The 17,495-nt window shown below is 50.3% G+C and carries 18 protein-coding genes and 2 tRNA genes; 12 read left to right on the forward strand and 8 right to left on the reverse strand.

Going from position 1 to position 17,495, the window contains the following annotated elements:
* Positions 1-50: 50 nt before the first annotated feature.
* The 4 genes from B5D23_RS04910 to B5D23_RS04925 all read right to left on the reverse strand — a co-directional run bounded on the left by B5D23_RS04910 (position 51) and on the right by B5D23_RS04925 (position 3,500).
* A complete protein-coding gene (locus B5D23_RS04910; RefSeq protein WP_078684290.1) occupies positions 51-995 on the reverse strand; it encodes a ribose-phosphate diphosphokinase in 945 nt (314 codons plus the stop codon).
* A 25-nt stretch (positions 996-1,020) separates the two neighbouring features.
* A tRNA-Gln gene (locus B5D23_RS04915) sits at positions 1,021-1,097 on the reverse strand.
* Positions 1,088-1,981 (reverse strand): 4-(cytidine 5'-diphospho)-2-C-methyl-D-erythritol kinase, encoded by an 894-nt coding sequence (ispE, locus tag B5D23_RS04920; RefSeq protein WP_078684325.1) that lies wholly within the window; start codon positions 1,979-1,981, stop codon positions 1,088-1,090. Before ispE ends, B5D23_RS04915 begins: the two co-directional genes overlap by 10 nt.
* A gap of 97 nt (positions 1,982-2,078) precedes the next feature.
* Entirely contained in the window at positions 2,079-3,500 is a 1,422-nt protein-coding gene (locus B5D23_RS04925; protein WP_078684291.1) for a DegQ family serine endoprotease, read from the reverse strand.
* Between the two features lie 796 nt (positions 3,501-4,296).
* Here B5D23_RS04925 and B5D23_RS04930 point away from each other — a divergent pair.
* The 10 genes from B5D23_RS04930 to B5D23_RS04975 all read left to right on the forward strand — a co-directional run bounded on the left by B5D23_RS04930 (position 4,297) and on the right by B5D23_RS04975 (position 12,512).
* A complete protein-coding gene (locus B5D23_RS04930) occupies positions 4,297-4,800 on the forward strand; it encodes a cytochrome c3 family protein (protein WP_348980882.1) in 504 nt (167 codons plus the stop codon).
* A 4-nt stretch (positions 4,801-4,804) separates the two neighbouring features.
* On the forward strand, positions 4,805-5,932 hold the full coding sequence (locus B5D23_RS04935) for a 4Fe-4S dicluster domain-containing protein (RefSeq protein ID WP_078684293.1): 1,128 nt from the start codon (positions 4,805-4,807) through the stop codon (positions 5,930-5,932).
* A 43-nt stretch (positions 5,933-5,975) separates the two neighbouring features.
* Positions 5,976-6,947 carry an RnfABCDGE type electron transport complex subunit D gene (locus tag B5D23_RS04940; RefSeq protein ID WP_078684294.1) on the forward strand — a complete coding sequence of 324 codons (972 nt, stop codon included), beginning with the start codon at positions 5,976-5,978 and terminating at the stop codon, positions 6,945-6,947.
* 6 nt (positions 6,948-6,953) lie between these two features.
* Positions 6,954-7,523 carry an RnfABCDGE type electron transport complex subunit G gene (rnfG, locus tag B5D23_RS04945; protein ID WP_078684295.1) on the forward strand — a complete coding sequence of 190 codons (570 nt, stop codon included), beginning with the start codon at positions 6,954-6,956 and terminating at the stop codon, positions 7,521-7,523.
* A gap of 9 nt (positions 7,524-7,532) precedes the next feature.
* On the forward strand, positions 7,533-8,207 hold the full coding sequence (gene rsxE / locus B5D23_RS04950; RefSeq protein ID WP_078684296.1) for an electron transport complex subunit RsxE: 675 nt from the start codon (positions 7,533-7,535) through the stop codon (positions 8,205-8,207).
* Positions 8,208-8,239: 32 nt separating this feature from the next.
* Entirely contained in the window at positions 8,240-8,815 is a 576-nt protein-coding gene (locus B5D23_RS04955) for an electron transport complex protein RnfA (RefSeq protein WP_078684297.1), read from the forward strand.
* 40 nt (positions 8,816-8,855) lie between these two features.
* Positions 8,856-9,116: a hypothetical protein gene (locus B5D23_RS04960; protein WP_078684298.1), complete on the forward strand. Its 261-nt coding sequence runs from the start codon at positions 8,856-8,858 to the stop codon at positions 9,114-9,116.
* A gap of 46 nt (positions 9,117-9,162) precedes the next feature.
* Entirely contained in the window at positions 9,163-11,274 is a 2,112-nt protein-coding gene (locus B5D23_RS04965; RefSeq protein WP_078684299.1) for an RnfABCDGE type electron transport complex subunit B, read from the forward strand.
* 2 nt (positions 11,275-11,276) lie between these two features.
* Complete coding sequence (locus B5D23_RS04970) at positions 11,277-12,317, forward strand: FAD:protein FMN transferase (RefSeq protein WP_078684300.1); 1,041 nt, start codon at positions 11,277-11,279, stop codon at positions 12,315-12,317.
* A 118-nt stretch (positions 12,318-12,435) separates the two neighbouring features.
* A tRNA-Arg gene (locus B5D23_RS04975) sits at positions 12,436-12,512 on the forward strand.
* Positions 12,513-12,770: 258 nt separating this feature from the next.
* Here the strand turns inward: B5D23_RS04975 and B5D23_RS04980 are convergent.
* From B5D23_RS04980 to B5D23_RS05000, 4 genes are all read right to left on the reverse strand, one after another.
* A complete protein-coding gene (locus tag B5D23_RS04980) occupies positions 12,771-13,340 on the reverse strand; it encodes a hypothetical protein (protein WP_078684301.1) in 570 nt (189 codons plus the stop codon).
* A 163-nt stretch (positions 13,341-13,503) separates the two neighbouring features.
* Positions 13,504-14,478, reverse strand: a complete 975-nt coding sequence (locus B5D23_RS04985; RefSeq protein ID WP_078684302.1) for a linear amide C-N hydrolase — start codon at positions 14,476-14,478, stop codon at positions 13,504-13,506.
* Between the two features lie 119 nt (positions 14,479-14,597).
* Positions 14,598-14,858 (reverse strand): helix-turn-helix transcriptional regulator, encoded by a 261-nt coding sequence (locus tag B5D23_RS04990; protein WP_078684303.1) that lies wholly within the window; start codon positions 14,856-14,858, stop codon positions 14,598-14,600.
* Positions 14,859-15,604: 746 nt separating this feature from the next.
* On the reverse strand, positions 15,605-16,144 hold the full coding sequence (locus B5D23_RS05000) for a hypothetical protein (RefSeq protein ID WP_144012545.1): 540 nt from the start codon (positions 16,142-16,144) through the stop codon (positions 15,605-15,607).
* Between the two features lie 368 nt (positions 16,145-16,512).
* Here B5D23_RS05000 and B5D23_RS05005 point away from each other — a divergent pair, with 368 nt between their 5' ends.
* Together B5D23_RS05005 and B5D23_RS05010 are read left to right on the forward strand one after the other, a co-directional pair.
* Positions 16,513-16,971, forward strand: a complete 459-nt coding sequence (locus B5D23_RS05005; RefSeq protein ID WP_078684306.1) for a phage regulatory CII family protein — start codon at positions 16,513-16,515, stop codon at positions 16,969-16,971.
* A 194-nt stretch (positions 16,972-17,165) separates the two neighbouring features.
* A complete protein-coding gene (locus tag B5D23_RS05010) occupies positions 17,166-17,378 on the forward strand; it encodes a hypothetical protein (protein WP_078684307.1) in 213 nt (70 codons plus the stop codon).
* Positions 17,379-17,495 lie beyond the last annotated feature (117 nt).

Here is a 17,495-nt window from a genome sequence, read left to right on the forward strand (position 1 = left end):
TTCCCGCCCGGTTCCAAGGCGGGCCCGGCGGTGATCTTCAAATTACAAAATTATACGAACAACACACTTACGGAAGATTCCGTATGAATGTTGTGGATAGCCTTACCCAGCAGACTTGCCAGGGAAATAGCCTTGATTTTGGAGCAGGATTTCGCGTTGTCCTTCAGAGGAATGGAGTTCGTTACGAAGACCTCTTTGTACAGCGAATTCTCAAGGCGTTCAACAGCTGGTCCAGAAAGGACAGGATGTGTGGCACAGGCCAGTACTTCCTTGGCACCGTTCTCTACAAGAACTTTAGCGCCAGCGCAAATGGTTCCAGCTGTATCAATCATATCGTCAACAACGATGGCTGTCTTGCCCTTTACGTCGCCGATAACATGCATTGCTTTTGCCTGATTCGGGCAGTCGCGGCGCTTGTCGATGATGGCCAGGCCAGCACCAAGACGCTTTGCGTAAGCACGAGCGCGCTCAACGCCACCAGCGTCGGGAGAAACGATAACAAGGTCTTTGCTATCGTACTTGCGAAGCGGATCCAGCAGTGCAGGGGCAGCGTAAAGGTTATCAACCGGAAGGTTGAAGAAGCCCTGAATCTGGCCAGCGTGCAGGTCAACAGTGACCAAGCGGTCAATGCCGGCAACAGTCAGGAAGTCAGACACGAGCTTGGCGGTGATGGGTGCACGAGGTGCTACCTTGCGGTCCTGACGGGCGTAGCCGTAGTACGGCACGACTGCAGTGACACGACCAACGCTGGCACGCTTGAGAGCGTCCAGCATGATGCTGAGCTCCATCAGGTGGAAGTTGACCGGTGCGCAGGTAGGCTGCACAACAAAAACATCAGCTCCACGGACGTTGGAGCCAATTTCCACTCGGATTTCACCATCGCTGAACGTGTCCGTCAGACACGGAGTGAGTTCGCAACCAAGGTGATTGCAAATCTCAGTGGCAAGCTCAGGGTTTGCCGAGCCAGTCATGATTTTCAATTCGCCAATAGCCATCGTGGTTTTCCTTGAAAAAAATATATGGCTGGGGTGGAAGGACTCGAACCCTCGAGTGACGGGACCAAAACCCGTTGCCTTAACCGCCTTGGCTACACCCCAGCATCAAACGAATGTAAATAGATGGACAAGCCTGCCTGCTGCAATCTTTTCGCGACCCGACTTGCTGTCGAGTAAGAACGGAAAAGGGCAAACAGACTGGCCCCGCTGCCGCTCATAACCGCACTCGCTGCGCCAGAAAGGAGCAGCTCCTCTTTGAGCGAGCGAAGTTTTGGATAGGCTTTGAAAACAACACTTTCAAAGCTATTGAGAAGCAGGCGTTCAGAGCAGGGGAAGCACTTACCGGTACTGGCCCTGCATGTCAAGCTTTCGCTTGTTTTTTCGTCATGATTTTTTGCGAGGAACGCTTTGTCCCATGCTTTGTACGCCCAATTTGTCGGGACGTGCACAGGCGGGCACAAGAGTAGCAGAGATAAACCTCGTAGATCAAGTGAAACTCTGCGAAGTTTTTCGCCAATTCCTGAAGCATGGGCTGGGCTATTCATTAAAAAAAACGGGACATCAGCACCAACAGCCGTGGCGATCCTGTGCAGTCTTTCCTGTGGAAGGGCGTTTTCGCCTGCATTCTCATTCAGGAACTGGAGGAACGCGGCAGCGTCTGAACTGCCGCCACCAAGCCCCGCACCGGAGGGGATTCCCTTCTCAAGATGCAGGCGCAGGCCAGGATTGGTCCCTGTCGCTTCGCAAAATTTGTCATATGCGGAGTGCAGGGTGGTGTGCATGGTTTCAAGTGCTTTTACGGAAGAACTCATGCGGAAGCCCGGTTTTGCCTCCCGGGTGATGGTGAGCGTGTCATGAGGCTCGGGCAATGGAAGGAAAATACTGTCCAGTTCGTGATATCCGTCTTCCCGCAGGCCGCAGATGAACAGATTGAGGTTCACCTTGCATCCTGCATGAAGTGTGGTTGTGGCGTGGTCTGTTGTCATGGGTGGGAGTTTTGCTGAAAGCGGTGTTTTTTTCAAGTGAGAGAAAAAAAGGAAGGCCCGTGTGGACCTTCCTCTTCTGTTTAGTGTTATGGGCGCGTTACTTTCCTTTTGGGAGAGCAATCGACATGAAGAGTGTTCTTCCTTGGCGCTGGATCAGCAGCAGGACAACACCCTTTTTCTGGGCTTCGCCTGTGAGAATGGCATCAAAGGTTTTTACGGAATTCACGGCCTTCTGGTTCGCCTGGAGGATAACATCACCGGGGCGGAGACCAGCAGTTTCGGCCGCAGAATTTTGCTGAACGCCAATGATGAGCAGACCCTGTGGCTTGTCCAGTCCAAGAGCGCGGGCTTCTTCCTTGTTTGGAGTGCGAAGGCGCAGTCCAATTGCAGATTCAGGCTGTGACTTCTGATTGAGTCCGGCCATTGCCTGCTGAGTCTTGCGTTCGCCGAGCTTGATCTTGAGATTTTTTTCGGAGCCGTTGCGCCAGACCGTAACGCCAACGCGTTCACCGGGCTTGTAGGATGCTATGCTCTTGAGCAGGGCGCTTGCGTCTTTGATGGGCTGTCCTTCAACCTTGATAACAACGTCGCCAGCCTTCATGCCAGCTTTTGCGGCAGGTTCTCCATCAATAACAGAGGCAATCAGTGCGCCGCGTTTCTGCTTGAGGTCCAAAGCCTTGGCGGTGTTTTCATCCATGTTCTGGATGGTCACGCCAATCCAGCCGCGGGAAACTTTTTTGTTGGACTTGAGCTGATCGATAACCCGTTTGGCAAGATCAGACGGGATGGCAAAGCCAATGCCCTGACCAGATGCGACAATGGCGGTGTTGATACCTATAACTTCGCCATTCAGGTTCAGGAGGGGACCGCCAGAGTTGCCGGGGTTGATGGATGCGTCTGTCTGAATAAAATCATCGAAGGGGCCGGAACCAATGATTCTGCCCTTGGCGCTGATGATGCCTGCGGTAACAGAGTGGTCAAGACCAAAAGGATTGCCAATGGCCATAACCCACTGCCCGACCTTGGCGTCTTTGGAGCTGCCAAAGCGCAGGGTTTTCAGCTTTTGGGATGTCGTGACCTTGAGCAGGGCGAGATCGGTTTCCGGATCGCGACCAATGATTTTGGCCGGAAGTGTTTTTTCTGCGCCCTGAAGCGTTACAGAAACTTCATCAGCACCAGCAATGACGTGATTGTTCGTCACGATAAAACCGTCCTGAGAGATGATGAAGCCAGAACCAAGGGAGCGTTCTTTTCTGGGGCGCTGGTTGGGTCTGTTGAAGTAGCGTTCAAACTGGTCAAAAAAATCATCTAAAGGAGTTCCGCGTTTGTGAAAGCGGAAAAACTCCTGCATCTGCTGGTTCTGTTTTATGGTCTTCACCGTGTTGATGTTGACCACAGCGCTTCCGGCCTTTTGGGCCAGTTCAGAGAATTCTGGAAGGGCTGCAGAGGCAAGCTGCGCTGTGCAAAAGATCAGCGCGAGCGTCATGGCAAGTGCATGTACTGTTCGGCGTGTTTTCATTCTGTCCTCCATGTAAATGTGTTCTGCATTCTGCCTTTCCTTGGTTTGGAAGCGATAAGCCGTGTCGATAGTATAACCCCTTTTATGTTCCTGTAAACCAGTTGCATTTTTGTTTGTGCTTCGTGTCGGGTGGAGGACACTCTTTTGGGGATGTGGCGCTTATGGAAAGGTGGGTGATGGCGGTAGACAGCTGCGTAAACAATATTTTGAGTATTGAATAAAATAGCACAAAAGTTTCGGCTAACTGACACTTTTTGACACACAAAAATTGAATGTACTAAACAATAGTTTCGTATGCATTTTTAAGAATAAGCACCATAAAACGAAACAGTATTGTGACGGAAAATGGGTAGAGCGGGGGAAAAACGAAATTGGCTCTGTTCTACTTGTGAAATTTCAATCATGAGCTGCGCCATACTGCTATGAAAATGGAAAATTACAAATAAATTTTGAAAGTATATTCTTCTAGTATAATTCTAAAAGTTTAAAAATACGTCCCTTTGTGCTCCTGTTTCTCTCTTGTCAACTCGTTCTTTTCGGCTTATGCAATCTATCGTCAGCCAGCTGACATAGTGCTTGCTGAATAATTTTCTTGCGCATCCAAGGTGTTAGGTTCGGCTGAGCCAGATTTCGCCCTTTGCCGTGCTTCCGAAAAAGAGCTTGTCCCGAAGCTCTCCCCAATATTTCGACATGGCAAATACTGTGTACGCAAGCATACAGATGGTGAAAACCTTGGGCACAAGGCCTTTGGCATGCCGGGCAAAGCCCAGGCATGGGAAACTCAACGTTTCAAGGGGTGGGACTGTTGCAAAAGCGATATACGTCCATACTAGCGGTTGTCGCCATTTGTCTTGTTGTCGCCGTGGTTGGTTACGGAGCTTCTTCTGATGAAAAGCCCGTCCCTGCACGATTTGTTTTGGACAATACAGGTGGCAGGGTCATTTCTTCTCATGTTGAGCATGCGGATGACTACGGATACTCCTGCGATGACTGTCATCACGGCGGTTCAGAAAACGAAAATGTTTCTCCTGTTCCGTGTGGGAGCTGTCATCCAAAAGAGTTTGATAACGATTTCAAGATCAAGCATCAGACAGCTTTCCCAGACAAGGAGTACTGCCTGCGCTGCCACGATGACGCTCCCAAGGCTGGGACACAACTCGCCGAAGATGATCGTCCAGATCCAGAAATGATTCCGACGCGTGGTGATGCCTTCCATGACCAATGCATGGGCTGCCATCAGTCAGAAGAGGCTGGACCTTACGGTGAACAAAGCTGTTACGAATGTCATGCCAGGAAGTAGCCTTATGAAAAAACTCGATTTGTCTCTTGGTCATGAGCCAGCGGATGCTATTCGGGAATTGCCTGCCCCCCGGCTCCTGAATGTACGGGTTAAGGATATGTCTGTGACTGCAAAGCGTGGCAAAGTCGTGCCGCGTGGAACACAGATAGCCAAAGCCCAGACTGCACACGGGGCTGATGTTTCTGCTCCTCTGGCAGGAAAAATCTCAAAAATGACTGTGGCCTTTGTTTCGCTTGTCCCTGATGGCGATGCCAGCATTGACCCCATCGACTTCTCGGCGATCCCACGTGGCGAGGAGCTGTTGGAGCAACTTCGTGTTTTTGGCATCTCAACAGAAGGACTTGAAGCAGCAGAGCTTTTGATCGTGAATGGGTTGAATACTGAACCGGGTGTTTTGGTTCAGGCTCAACTCATTAAAGATGAAATGCCGACGCTGGAAAAAGGGCTGGAACTTGTGAAGCGCCTTGTGCAGCCGTCCCGCTGTATTTTGGCTCACGATGAACAGCGTAAGCCAGAAGCTCCACAAGGCTGCGAGCTGTTGGGTATCAAGGCTGTGTATCCCAACTCCCTCGATCCTTTGGTTGTGAAGGCTGCCACAGGAAAAGAAAATCCCAAAGGCGTAGTGGTCGTGAATGCCCTGCGGCTTTGGCAGATTGGGCGGGTCGTTGAAACAGGGCTTCCTCTGGCCGAAACGATTCTGACCATTGCTGATGCAAACTGGAGAGTTCCGCTTGGGACTCCTGTTGGAGCTGTTTTGGAACAGCTCGGCACGGACGTTCGGGATGGGGACATCCTTCGCGTTGGCGGAATGATGACTGGCGAGTCTGCGTACAGCCTCGATCAGGGGCTGACAGAACGGTGTCTGGCTGTGGGGATTGTCCGAAAAGGGCAGATTGTTCCGGTGGAGAATGTGTACTGCATTAACTGTGGTGAATGCGTTCTGCACTGTCCTGCACGCCTCCAGCCAAACCTCATTACCCGTTACGCAGAGTTTAACGAGTTTGAGAAGGCTGCGACTCATGGGCTGGATCTGTGTTTTGAATGTGGGCTTTGCGCCGCACATTGCATGGCACGCCGCCCTCTGCTTCAGCTCATCAGGTTTGCAAAAAAGCAGCGTCAGCTTGGAGCCTAGTGCTTCGCTGATCTGAATCTTTAAGCAAGAAGGACAGATTCTTATGACTCCTCCAGTAATCAAACCCCTTGCCAGTGGTGAGCGCCTGCTGACTGTGAGCACTGGTCCACACTGGCGGGTGGGAGATGGCATTCGCCGCCTTTCTCTGTATGGGCTTCTGGCATTGCTACCGGCAATTGTTATGGCCGTCAGTACCTACGGAATGGGCGCTATTCGTGTCTTTGCCCTGTCTGGTTCTGTATGTGTCCTCGTTGAGGCGCTCTGCCAGAAGATGATGGGCCGGGACATTGATGTTGATAATTTTAACGCATTCTACATGGGAGTGCTTTTTGCGTTTTTGCTTCCAGCGCAGACTCCGTGGTGGACGGTTGTTCTGGGTGCAGCGCTGACCGCATCGCTTGGCCGTATGGTTTTTGGCGGTGGCGGTTCAAGCCCCCTGTGTGCTCCTCTTGTTGCATGGGCTGTGTGCCGAATCTCTTGGCCTGCCTCCCTCGATATTGACCTGACAATGGCAAGCAATGCGCTGAACGAACCTCTTGCCCAGCTGAAGTTCTTTGGGCCAGAGGCGCTGATGTCGCAGTATTCCTACACGGATCTGTTCCTTGGTCACACGCTTGGGTCTATCGGTGCTTCTCAGGTTGCAGCCTTGCTCCTTGGCGGCATCTTCCTGATCGGAACACGGAAAATTCGCTGGTACATCCCGGTGGCTTTTCTTGTTGGCGTTTTTGCAACAGCCGAGCTGTACCACATGCTGAATCCTGAACTGTATGTTTTAGGCTTGTACCACGTTCTTGGTGGCAGCGTGATCTTTGGGGCATTCTTCCTCGCAACAGATACATCTTCCAGTCCAACTGGCCGGACTCCCCAGCTCCTTTTCGGATTGATTGGCGGCATTCTGGTCATGATTATTCGCGTTTATGGCATGTATCCTGATGGCGTGACCTTTGCCATTCTTCTGGCAAATCTCCTTAGCCCGTTGCTTGATCGCATTCGGCCACGACCTTTTGGAGGCTAGAGCACAATGAAAGAAATTTTGAGCATGGTTCTGGTTTTGTCTGTCATCTGTGGTGTTTCCGGATTCTCTCTGGCAACGCTAAAAGGAATGACAAAAGACCGTATTGAATCTCAGGTTTTGACGTACGTGCAGGGGCCAGCCCTGATGGAAGTTGTCGGAATGCATGACAACAATCCCATTGCCGAGCGAATCAATGTCCCTGCTGACGAGGGCGAATTGACGATTTTCCCCGTTAAGCAAAAAGGGAAGCTGACGGGCTTTGCGCTCGAAACTTTTGCTCCCGGATATTCTGGGGATATTGGTGTGATGGTTGGCTTTTCCACTGAGTCGAGTGCTCTGCTTGGCATTGGCATCACCACCCAGACTGAAACTCCAGGTCTGGGAAGCCGTGTCACCCTTCCTGCATTTACCAGTCAGTTCAAAGGCCACGCGATGAGCCGTCTTGATCTTGGTGCTGGCATTGAAGGTGTGTCTGGAGCGAGCTACTCCTCCAAGGGCGCCGTTGAGGCTGTGAAGAAGGCTATGCAGGTTTACGCAAAGAACAGAAGCCAGATTCTGACAGCCTTAAACAAATAGGGGAACACAATGAACAGAACATGGAAAGAATTCTCCAAGGGTCTGTGGGACGAGCTTCCGCCGTTCCGCGTTGTGCTTGGACTCTGTCCGACCCTTGCTGTGACGTCTTCTGCAGAAAATGGTCTGGGTATGGGACTTGCGGTCCTCTTTGTTTTGACCCTGTCCAATATCTTTATTTCAACCTTGCGAAAGGTCATTCCCTCTAAGGTACGAATTGCCTGCTATATTGTTATTGCAGCATCCATTGTTGTTGCTGTTGAGCTGCTCATGCAGGCGTACACTTATCCTTTGTATCAGCAGCTTGGCATCTTTGTTCCGCTGATTGTTGTTAACTGTCTGATTTTGGGACGAGCTGAGGCTTTCGCTTCCAAGAATAATGTCTGGTACTCCATTATGGACGCACTGGGCATGGGACTTGGCTTCACAATGGCGTTAACCTTTCTTGGTGTGCTGCGTGAGGTTCTCGGAAACGGAACCGTCTTTGGCGTGCCCGTTATGTGGGACAGCTTTGAGCCATTCATCATGATGGTAAAGGCTCCGGGTGCATTTATCTGCCTCGGTGTCATTCTGGCATGCATGAACGCGTTCAACATCTGGAATGCCAAGCGCAAGAGTCTGCCTGCACCCAAGCCGATCGCTGGCTGTGGTGGAGACTGTGGCTCCTGTGGTGGTTGCGGTAAGTAATCTCACCAACCTTAGCTGAATGGGAAAGTGCTATGGAATACTTTCTGCTCGTAATTTCCGCAATTTTTATCAACAACATCGTGCTGGTGCAGTATCTTGGTACCTGCCCGTTTATGGGGACGTCCAAGAGTATTGATGTCGCACTCGGCATGGGCGGTGCTGTTATGTTTGTTTTGGTGATGGCAACAGCCATTACCTGGCCCGTCCATGTGTATGCACTCAAGCCCAATGGTCTTGAGTATCTGCAAACCATCGCGTTTATTCTGATTATTGCGTCGCTTGTCCAGTTTGTTGAAATGTTTCTCAAGAAGGCCATTCCGCCGCTGTACAAGTCTCTTGGTTTGTTCCTGCCGCTTATCACGACGAACTGCGCCGTACTGGGTGTAGCAATCATGGTTCAGCGCAGTGAATATAGTTTCTTGAAGTCCATTGTTTTTGCTCTTGCATCTGGCGCAGGCTTTACCATTGCATTGGTAATTCTGTCGTCCATTAGAGAAAGACTGGACATCTCACCCCTCCCTCATGTATTTCGCGGAGTCCCAAGTGCATTGGTGATGGCCGGTCTCATGTCGCTTGCATTTTTTGCATTCCAGGGCATGGCCGCCTAGCCGGTGCTGCAACACCGCTAAATCGTGAGAGGAATGTAATATGATGAATTCTGTCGCCTTAGTCCTTGGTGGATGTGCCCTGGCCGTAGGCTCCCTGCTGCATGGCGTTTTGTTCGTGCTGCTGTTTTCTGGAGTCGTTTATACCGGGGGGAACCTGATGCCCAAGCCGAAGCACCGTTCTGGCCGCTTCTTTCCGGGTTCCGCGTTTTCACGCCATGCCAAGCTGGCTGTGCCTGCTTTTTTGGTTTTGTGTGTCGACGTTGCCCTTGTGGCTGTCGCGCTCAAGCACGCTGGAGCGTAGCCAGAAAAGCGGGGAAGGTGGCTAACTGTCAGGAAGGGTAAACGTTATGGCGAGTACGTCGATATTCTTGCTTTCTGGACTTGGTTTTGCCGCAGCATCTATTCTGGCTGTTGCATCCAAGGTTTTGCATGTGAAAGAAGACCCGCGCATTGCCGAGGTCGAAGCCTGCCTGCCCGGTGCAAACTGTGGTGGCTGTGGCTATCCCGGATGTAGTGCTGCTGCAGCGGCTGTTGTCGCTGGCGAAGCATCCCCAGAGCTGTGTGTGGCTGGCGGAATGGAAACCGCAACGGCTGTAGCGCGTGTTATGGGCATGTCTGTTGCCTTTAAGGAACCCAAGGTTGCGGCTGGTATTTGTACTGGCGGCAAGCGAGCCAGAGAGCTGTATGACTATAACGGCGTCGAAGACTGCCGGGCTATGGCCATGCTGTATGGTGGCGACAAGATTTGCGGAATGGCATGTCTTGGGAAGGGTTCTTGCGTCAAGGCGTGTTCCTTTGGCGCCATTGAGATGTCCGAAGAGGGCTTGCCTGTTGTGAACAGGTCTTTGTGTGTTGCCTGTGGGCAGTGCGTAGAGGCGTGTCCGACAGGGGCGATTCGGGTCAATGGCCTGTCGAGCGAGCTGCTGCACATGAATCAGCTGGATGACTGCCTTGCTCCGTGCATGCAGAAATGTCCTGCACAGCTTGATGTGCGAACCATGATTCAGCAGATCAAGAAGAATGAAATGGGCGAAGCGCTGCTGACGCTCAAAAAACGTATTGCACTTCCAGGTATTGTTGGACGCATTTGCCCGCATGGCTGTGAAACAATTTGCCGTCGTCAGATCGTTGATGAAGGCATTGCCATTAATTCCCTTGAGCGCCACGTCGCTGACTGGGAAATGGAATCCGGTGGACGGGTTCCGGTATCGTGTAATCCTGCCAATGGACACCGGGTTGCGGTTGTTGGTGGTGGTGCCGCTGGATTGAGCTGCGCCTTTTACCTGCGCCGACTCGGATATGAAGTTCATGTTTTTGATAAGCAGCAGACTCTTGGTGGCATGGTTCGCCATGCTATTCCTGATTATCGTGTTCCGCAGAGTGTTTCTGAATGGGAAGTTCAGGGCATTCTGGATCTTGGCGTTATTGCCGAGCCGGGAACGGTCTTTGGTCAGGACATAACGCTTGAAAGTCTTCGCAATGATGGCTTTGAGGTAACATTTGTTGCAACGGGTGCATGGAAGACGCCAGCCCTTGGCATTCCCGGCGAGGAGAGTGCTCAGTGTGTAAATGGCATTGAATTCCTGACGACCTTGAAAAAGAACCAGCCAGACCTTGAGGGCAAGCGCCTTGTTATTGTTGGTGACACCAACGCTGCAATGGACGTTGCCCGGAGTGCTGGTCGTTTGCATGCGGCAAGCGTTGTTGTGCTGACAAAGCACATCAAGCGAAAGATGTCTGCGAACAATCTGGAGATTGACCGAGCTGCCGAGCTTGGCACAAGTCTTCTGTTCAAGACGACACCGACCGCAATTGAAGCCGGTGCAGATGGCCTGACTGTTCGCTATGTTTCTACCGAATACAAAGACCCGAAAAAGGCGACTGGTGAGCCAAAGCCTGTTGAAGGAACAGAAGCGTCAATTCAGTGCGATTTGGTTGTAAATTGCGCTGATCGTGTGGCTGATCTGGCTCCGTTTACGTCTGAAGATGGTGAGTGCGAAATGAAGCTCACCAAGAAGGGCACCCTGGACGCCAATAAAGAAACGCTCCAGACTGCCGTGCCGGACGTCTTTATTGGTGGCGAGCTGTATCGTGGGCGTGGTCCCATTGTTCAGGCTGTTTCTGATGGCCGTGTTGCCGCTCGTTCCATCCATATGTTGATTACGACAGGCAAGGTTGAAGCTCCTGAGAATGCTCAGCTCCGCGTTATTCCGGAAACAATTCTGAAGGGCATGAAAGTTGAGTACTCCGTGCCGCGAGTTCAGATTCCAGAGATTCCGGTTGAGGAGCGTCGTTCGACGTTCCACGAAGAAGTGAGCAAGGCTCTGGACAGGGCTTCTGCCGAGCGCGAGGCATCTCGTTGCCTGCGTTGTGGCTTGACCTGTTATGATGCGTCGGCTGGCGCACAGTACGCAGGCCAGCCCGGTGTAAAATCGCTTCTTGAAGAGCAGGAGGACTAGCCATGGGTTTCTGGGACATGACACGCAGATCGTTTCTCCGCATGAGTGGAGTGCTTGGTTTTGGTGCTGTTCTTTCTCCGGCCGCAGCGAGCGCAGAAATTGCGTTTGGCAATGTTCAGGAGAAGGATGGGCGGTATAAGCTGTCCCAGACCCGGTTTACAATGGGAACTTTTGTTCAGTTTACGCTGTATGATTCTTCACTGGATCGCGCTCAGCAGGCTGTTGGGCGCGCAGTGGAGGAGATGCACCGTCTTTGTGAAATATTTGATCGGCACAAGGACGGGACGGAGCTGTCTCATTTGAACAGTGCTGGAGTGCTCCGGGGCGCAAGCCCAGAGCTGGGTGCTCTTGCACAGGAAGCCGGGCGAATCTATGGCCAGACAGGGGGCGCGTTTGATGCCTCCGTTTTACCTGTCGTGTCGTACCTGTCGTCTCATGCTGCCCCTTCGGGGCGGATGCACGTTGATCGCAAAGAACTTGCAGAGGCATTGTCGCTTGTGGATGGTTCTGCAGTGCAGATCAAGGGGCGAGATATTCAGTTTGCAAAGTCTGGCATGGCATTGACTTTTGATGGAATCGGCAAGGGCTATATTGTGGACCGGGCTGCGGATGTGCTCCAGCGTGAGGGCGTTGAGTCCTTTATGATAAACGCTGGAGGTGATATTCGTGTTGAAGGCGATCACGTGTGGCATATTGCCGTAGAGGATCCTCATGGGCAGGGGAAGTTCCCGACAGAGCTGGCGCTGAAAAGCGGGGCGATTGCAACGTCTGGAGGCTATGAGCAGGCCTATGATGAGACGGGGAAGATTCATCATGTGGTGAATCCCAGCTCTGGATTGTCACCTGTGCAGGCGCTGAGCGTGAGTGTGTGTGCTCCAACAGTTATGGAAGCAGACGCACTGGCAACGGCAAGCTTTGTCATGGGGCCAAAACGCGGAACGAATTTTGTGAATTCGCTTGCTGGGCGGGAAGGCTTTATTCTGACCGGAGAAGATGTCCCCGTGCAGACTTCTGGGTGGAGCGGAAAGACTTTTCGTAGCTAGCCTGGCTGTGCGCCGGATTGCATTGCACCCCGTAAGTACCAAGAAATGCCTTGCATTTCTAAATGAACTCGCGTAGTTCAACTATCCGTTTGACGAAAACGCCAGCATACATAAATATGGCCCCGTAGCTCAGTTGGATAGAGCGACCGCCTCCTAAGCGGTAGGCCACAGGTTCGATTCCTGTCGGGGCCACCATTGATTTCAAGGGTTTACAGAAGATACCTCTTCTGTGAACCCTTTTTTTGTCAACAAATTGTCAACAGCTCTGGGATTTGTTGACTAAAAAGGGAGTGAAGAAAAAGCTCCCTCTCTTAGAGCCGATCCTTTTTAAAAAAAGTGATGAGTAGGTCTGCTGGCCTAGGTATAAGACCACAAAAAAAGCTCCCCATATGGGGAGCTTTTTTTGTCGTGTGTCGACAAGGGATTTCAAGAAGTGCTCATGGCATTAGAACACTAAGAGAAATTTCCTTGCCGAGTATACGCGTCTATTGCCTGCTGTTGCAGAATCTTAGGTGTATTCTTATTCTCGTTTTGGACGTGCTGGCTCAAGTGAAATTGGTATGTCTTTTTCTTGATTGAAATGTCTTGCGCAAACATCCCCTTTTCTGGGGATTCCTTGTCGTCTTTATTGAAAGTCTTATTGGCTTGGTACAGCTTGTATAAGCCTTCAGAAAGCGCATGGTTCGCTTTCTGGCCTGTGAGCTTTGCTATTTCATTTTCTATTTCGCGAGCTTTCCGGACGTCCTCTTTCGTCGGGTTGTTCCCCATGTTGAGAACAATACCTTCGAGCTGATCCTGAAGCTTTTCCAGCCTTTTTTGTTCTTCTTCAGACAGTGCTTTGCCTGAAAGTCCAGAGGCAGAGGCCTGCTTTGCGTCTTTGCCTGATAAGATATCAGCAAAAGCTTTGTGGGCTGATCCTGTCTGCTTCTCTTCGGATTGATGCCCAATGGATACTCCTTCTGCGGTCGAGAGAAGGTTAGTAAACGAAAAGCTACGCTTTGAAGTTGGGGCTGTAATATTCATCAGTTTTCTCCGGTAAAAAATTCCTGCTAACTAGGTAAAAGCAAGAATAATTCCAGATGAAACTAATGAGGACTTGTTCGAAAAAAAATTGCCGATGTCCTAACGAAATGGATAGGCTTTTTGAGGAAATTTCTGAGGTTCCCCTTTGCTACATAACTATATTTTACGGTTGGTTAAACTCCTTCGATTCCGCCTTAGAAAAATCAAGAGTGGTGAGGTCGATTTTTTGAATAGTGGGATCATTGAGCGTGCGATAAAAAATGCGTTTGTTTTTTATGTCGGTGACTATGGTCCATTGTGTGCAGCCATGTTCAAATTTGGGGGGAACAGAAAGAAGTTGTACAAGAGCGAACCCTGAATTTATTGCCTGCTTGTTTGTCGCGGGGGCGGGAAGATGTTTTTTGTAAAATGCTCCGCGTACAAATCGTTCGAGTGATTCAGGGCCTCCGGGGATATCTTCTTTGCCCCCAAACTCTGAGTAGGTTGTGAGAGCTTTGAGAGCCTCACTGTAGGGAGTATTTGTAAGGATTGTTGTCTTTGGCGCAGTGAAGATTATTGGTTGGCCGTCGAGGAAATCAATTATGGCTGAATGTCCATCTTGATCGTGGATGTAGAAGTGGAGTTTGATTTTGAGATCATTAGCTGAGACAGGAAGGAGAGTGTAGGAACTAGACTGAATGTCTGCGAGTGCCTCGGCAACATTTGCGTAGTTGTCGAGAAGGTATTGCATATAAGATGTGATTGCTATTGATTCTGATCCTGTCGGCGCAGGGTACTGCGATGCTTCAAGGAAATATGTACCAATTTTTAATCCTGCCTCGTTTATCCCATCGACCCCGGCGAGTATTGGATTTGAATTGTTGGAAGGAAGAGAAACCCAGAAAGATACGCTAGCATATTTGCTGGTCCATTGTTTTGAAGGGTGAGCGTTGGACGAAAAAGCTGATTTATGGAGTTGCCCTCTGGGAGATATGGAAATTAATCCTTTCCCTGACATGAAATCAAAGTTCCGGGCTGAAACATTTGCGTTGTTGTTTTGTATGTGTATCTCAGAGCACGCCATTGTGTTAGGACTGGTCGAGAAAGTAAGAGCAATATAAGCTAAAATTATAGTTGAAATAATAAGTGTTTTCCGCATGGCGTCCCCTTTGTAAATGAATAGACTTTTATAAATGATACCTCTTGGTTTGGATTGTTGCAAAGGGGGCTGAGATTTTATTTATTGGGAATAAAAAGCTCCCCATATGGGGAGCTTTTTTATCGCATATCGATAGTGCGCACTTCACAGTATTCAAAGAACTTTCTGAGCGACTCTGGTCGATAGAATATTCCTCGGTTGAACTTCACATAGCGCGGACCTTCTTTTCTCGTGCGCCAAATGCTCAGTGTGCTGACAGATATTCCGGTTAGCTCGCTGACTTCTCTGGATGTCAAAAGGAGCTTTGGCGTTTCCACAAGCTGGACTGGAATGTGTGCTGCGTCTTTGGGCGCGCGTTCTATGATTTCTCGATTCCTCATGTTGTTTCCTCCTAGCCCTTCAGGCTTTTCCATCCAAATATTTGAATATCGTTGCCTAAGTCCTTGCGCAGTCGGAAGTTCATTATATTGATATCCTCTTCTGTGCGCATGGGATTCTCTGTGTGGACAAAAGCAGTTCCCGGGCCTTTCTCGCTGACGTATGAAATGAACCAATGATAGGGGAGTCTTTCCCGTCGCGAAGGTTTCCTGAAAAGTTGTTTAAGCCAGTGCATGAGGCTTCCTTTGGTGCATTACATCCCTGCTGTGAGTCGTTCGCCAAGAGCGCAGGCCATGCCATACACGGCAATTATGAGAAGTGCTCCCAAGGTTGGAGTAATGTATGAATAGGCTTTGCGTAAGGCTTTCATATGCTTCTCCTGCTCTTTCTTGTGTGAAACAAGCCGATCAAAGGTCTTTGCCTACTTGCCGGGCGTACCGCGGACTTTTGGCTACGGCCTAGGTTCAGCCTGTTTGATGAAGAAATGTTTTCACGAGTCAGTTTTTAGGTCAAGAAAAAGTTTGCACGAAGAAACTTTAAGGTCAAAAGAAAACCCTCACCACCAAATGGGGGAGGGGTTTTAATGTGTTTTTGGGTTAATGATGACGTTTTATTTAATTATATTTCTGCAATAAGGTATTTAGTACTTGTCTAATATTGGCTCAACGTATCAACTTTAGGTAGTGATGGATTTCCGGCCTGTATCGTTGAACACGCCGGGGAGTAGCCCTCCCTCCTATTATTACCCTTAGGCTGACCGCCTAGTCTTTCGTTTTTTTTCTTGAGGTTGCAGGGTGAGTTCTCTAGCTCGCTTCATGACTGTTTCCGGGAGAATATCAATAGCGGAGCACACCGCTGTGAGTTCTTTTACAGTCATAGAAATTTCGCCGTCGAGAATTTTTTGTACCGTTTCGGTTGTGATCCCCTCTCCAACCTCTGAGGCAATAGACCTTGCATTTTTTCCGAAAACTGTGGCTGCACCGGCTAAAGTCTTTGCGATATTCTCTTCATATGTCGAAGGTTTCAAGCGGTGTGGCTTTTCTGGGATGTAAATTCCAGCTCCAAACACCTGATCAAAAGGAATATTTAGCCTATCAAGGTAGCGAATCATATCTCTAAAAGAGGTACGTTCTCCACCTCGCTGATTATCGAGCCAGAGTTTTACTGTCGATTTATGTGCTGCGAGGTGTTTCCCTATCGCTTCAAGAGTTTCGCCGTTTTCACGCCGTTTTCTTAGCTCTTTGATGATAAGTTCCCACGCTCGATCATTTACCCGGTAACTATCCATAAGGAGAAGTATATCCTCAGAGCAATTGACCATGCACAACTCTCCAGTTGACTAAAAAGTTTGCGTGTGTCAACTTTCTCCCATGCATAACGCACTTGAACAATTCAGACGAAAAAACGGGCTGACGTTCGCGGCCTTAGGGCGGCGAGTAGGTCTTAGCCGAGCAACAGTTCTTATGCACTGCAAGGCGAAACGTCAGATCGGCGGGGATGCTGCCATCCGTTACGCGGTAGAGCTGGATATCCCCATCCGAGAGCTTCGACCGGATTTGTTCAAAGCAAATATTTGATTGTGTATATGCGAAAAGTTTTTCTTAAAAAATTACGCATGTATACGAGAAATTAGAGCTTTATTCTCAGGAGGTTGAAGTGACGGAAGAGCAGGCTCTGTTTTTTCATACTTTGGGGCAGGCCGTCCGTGAAACACTCGGCGCAGAACGCGCAGCTGAGGCTCTGGGCAAATCCTACTCCACGTTAATGAACGAGCTGAATCCCACGCTGTTTAGCCACAAGCTTGGCTTAAGCCACGCTTTAGACCTGATCGCGATGACGGATTCAGAACAGTCCCGCTGCCAGCTTGCCCGTGCGATGGGCGGGGTATTTGTCTCGCTCCCGCAGGTTGAGGCAGGGCTTTGCGCAAATAGCCAGCAAGAAATTATGCGAATCGTCAAAGACTTTGGCGAACTTGTCGGAACGTACACCGACGCCATCGCGGACCGTAAAATCAAGGAGGATGAACTCTTAGAAATTGAAGAGAAGGCGCACGAAGCTCAGACCGCTATTCAAAGCTTCCTTAGCGCCGTGCGATCCGAAACTGTTCGATACTGAAACACGATGGACCGGGCACCGGTTAGGGATAACGAGAAACGTAAGAGCCATCACTGCACAAAAGTCCCGGTCCACCAACTCTTCGGAGTCTCAAGAGGCCAGCTCCTTCATACTGATCCTGAGGCGCGACAGGCGGGAGTTTAACCCTTGCTCCCGCCGCCTCTTGAGACCCCGACCCCCCAAATGGAGGCCACATGCAAATTCCACTCATTTCTCTTCGCGAGTACGAGCGACACGTGCTTCGGCTCCTGGGTGAAATGGCTGATCACCCGGACGCTACAAGAGGCACGAGGGATATTTTGCATGTGGCCTCACTTGGTATTCGCCGGGCCGTTGAAAAAGCTGCTCAAGCCAAGCAGTCGCCCGCCGGGGTCTTGATGCGCATCAATCGCGAACTCAAGCGGTAGATGCTTTTATTTTCGTCTTTTTTCCCGGCACTGGGTCAGGTTAGCCCCCCGATCCCCCCACAGGAAGAGTGCCGACCAAAAATCCAAAGAGCCTGAATCGCCAGATGTGCATGCTGA

Origin of the sequence: Desulfobaculum bizertense DSM 18034, assembly GCF_900167065.1 — a bacterium.
Classification (GTDB): Bacteria; Desulfobacterota; Desulfovibrionia; order Desulfovibrionales; family Desulfovibrionaceae; genus Desulfobaculum; species Desulfobaculum bizertense.

What these genes read in the sequence shown, in the direction of transcription:
- B5D23_RS04980 (WP_078684301.1), bottom strand. Translation starts at nt 13,340, where the DNA reads ATGAATATTACAGCCCCAACTTCAAAGCGTAGCTTTTCGTTTACTAAC.
- B5D23_RS04910 (WP_078684290.1), bottom strand. Translation starts at nt 995, where the DNA reads ATGGCTATTGGCGAATTGAAAATCATGACTGGCTCGGCAAACCCTGAG.
- rnfG (WP_078684295.1), top strand. Translation starts at nt 6,954, where the DNA reads ATGAAAGAAATTTTGAGCATGGTTCTGGTTTTGTCTGTCATCTGTGGT.
- B5D23_RS04965 (WP_078684299.1), top strand. Translation starts at nt 9,163, where the DNA reads ATGGCGAGTACGTCGATATTCTTGCTTTCTGGACTTGGTTTTGCCGCA.
- B5D23_RS04940 (WP_078684294.1), top strand. Translation starts at nt 5,976, where the DNA reads ATGACTCCTCCAGTAATCAAACCCCTTGCCAGTGGTGAGCGCCTGCTG.
- B5D23_RS04990 (WP_078684303.1), bottom strand. Translation starts at nt 14,858, where the DNA reads ATGAGGAATCGAGAAATCATAGAACGCGCGCCCAAAGACGCAGCACAC.
- B5D23_RS05010 (WP_078684307.1), top strand. Translation starts at nt 17,166, where the DNA reads ATGCAAATTCCACTCATTTCTCTTCGCGAGTACGAGCGACACGTGCTT.
- B5D23_RS04985 (WP_078684302.1), bottom strand. Translation starts at nt 14,478, where the DNA reads ATGCGGAAAACACTTATTATTTCAACTATAATTTTAGCTTATATTGCT.
- ispE (WP_078684325.1), bottom strand. Translation starts at nt 1,981, where the DNA reads ATGACAACAGACCACGCCACAACCACACTTCATGCAGGATGCAAGGTG.
- B5D23_RS04970 (WP_078684300.1), top strand. Translation starts at nt 11,277, where the DNA reads ATGGGTTTCTGGGACATGACACGCAGATCGTTTCTCCGCATGAGTGGA.
- rsxE (WP_078684296.1), top strand. Translation starts at nt 7,533, where the DNA reads ATGAACAGAACATGGAAAGAATTCTCCAAGGGTCTGTGGGACGAGCTT.
- B5D23_RS04925 (WP_078684291.1), bottom strand. Translation starts at nt 3,500, where the DNA reads ATGAAAACACGCCGAACAGTACATGCACTTGCCATGACGCTCGCGCTG.
- B5D23_RS04960 (WP_078684298.1), top strand. Translation starts at nt 8,856, where the DNA reads ATGATGAATTCTGTCGCCTTAGTCCTTGGTGGATGTGCCCTGGCCGTA.
- B5D23_RS04955 (WP_078684297.1), top strand. Translation starts at nt 8,240, where the DNA reads ATGGAATACTTTCTGCTCGTAATTTCCGCAATTTTTATCAACAACATC.
- B5D23_RS04935 (WP_078684293.1), top strand. Translation starts at nt 4,805, where the DNA reads ATGAAAAAACTCGATTTGTCTCTTGGTCATGAGCCAGCGGATGCTATT.
- B5D23_RS05000 (WP_144012545.1), bottom strand. Translation starts at nt 16,144, where the DNA reads ATGGATAGTTACCGGGTAAATGATCGAGCGTGGGAACTTATCATCAAA.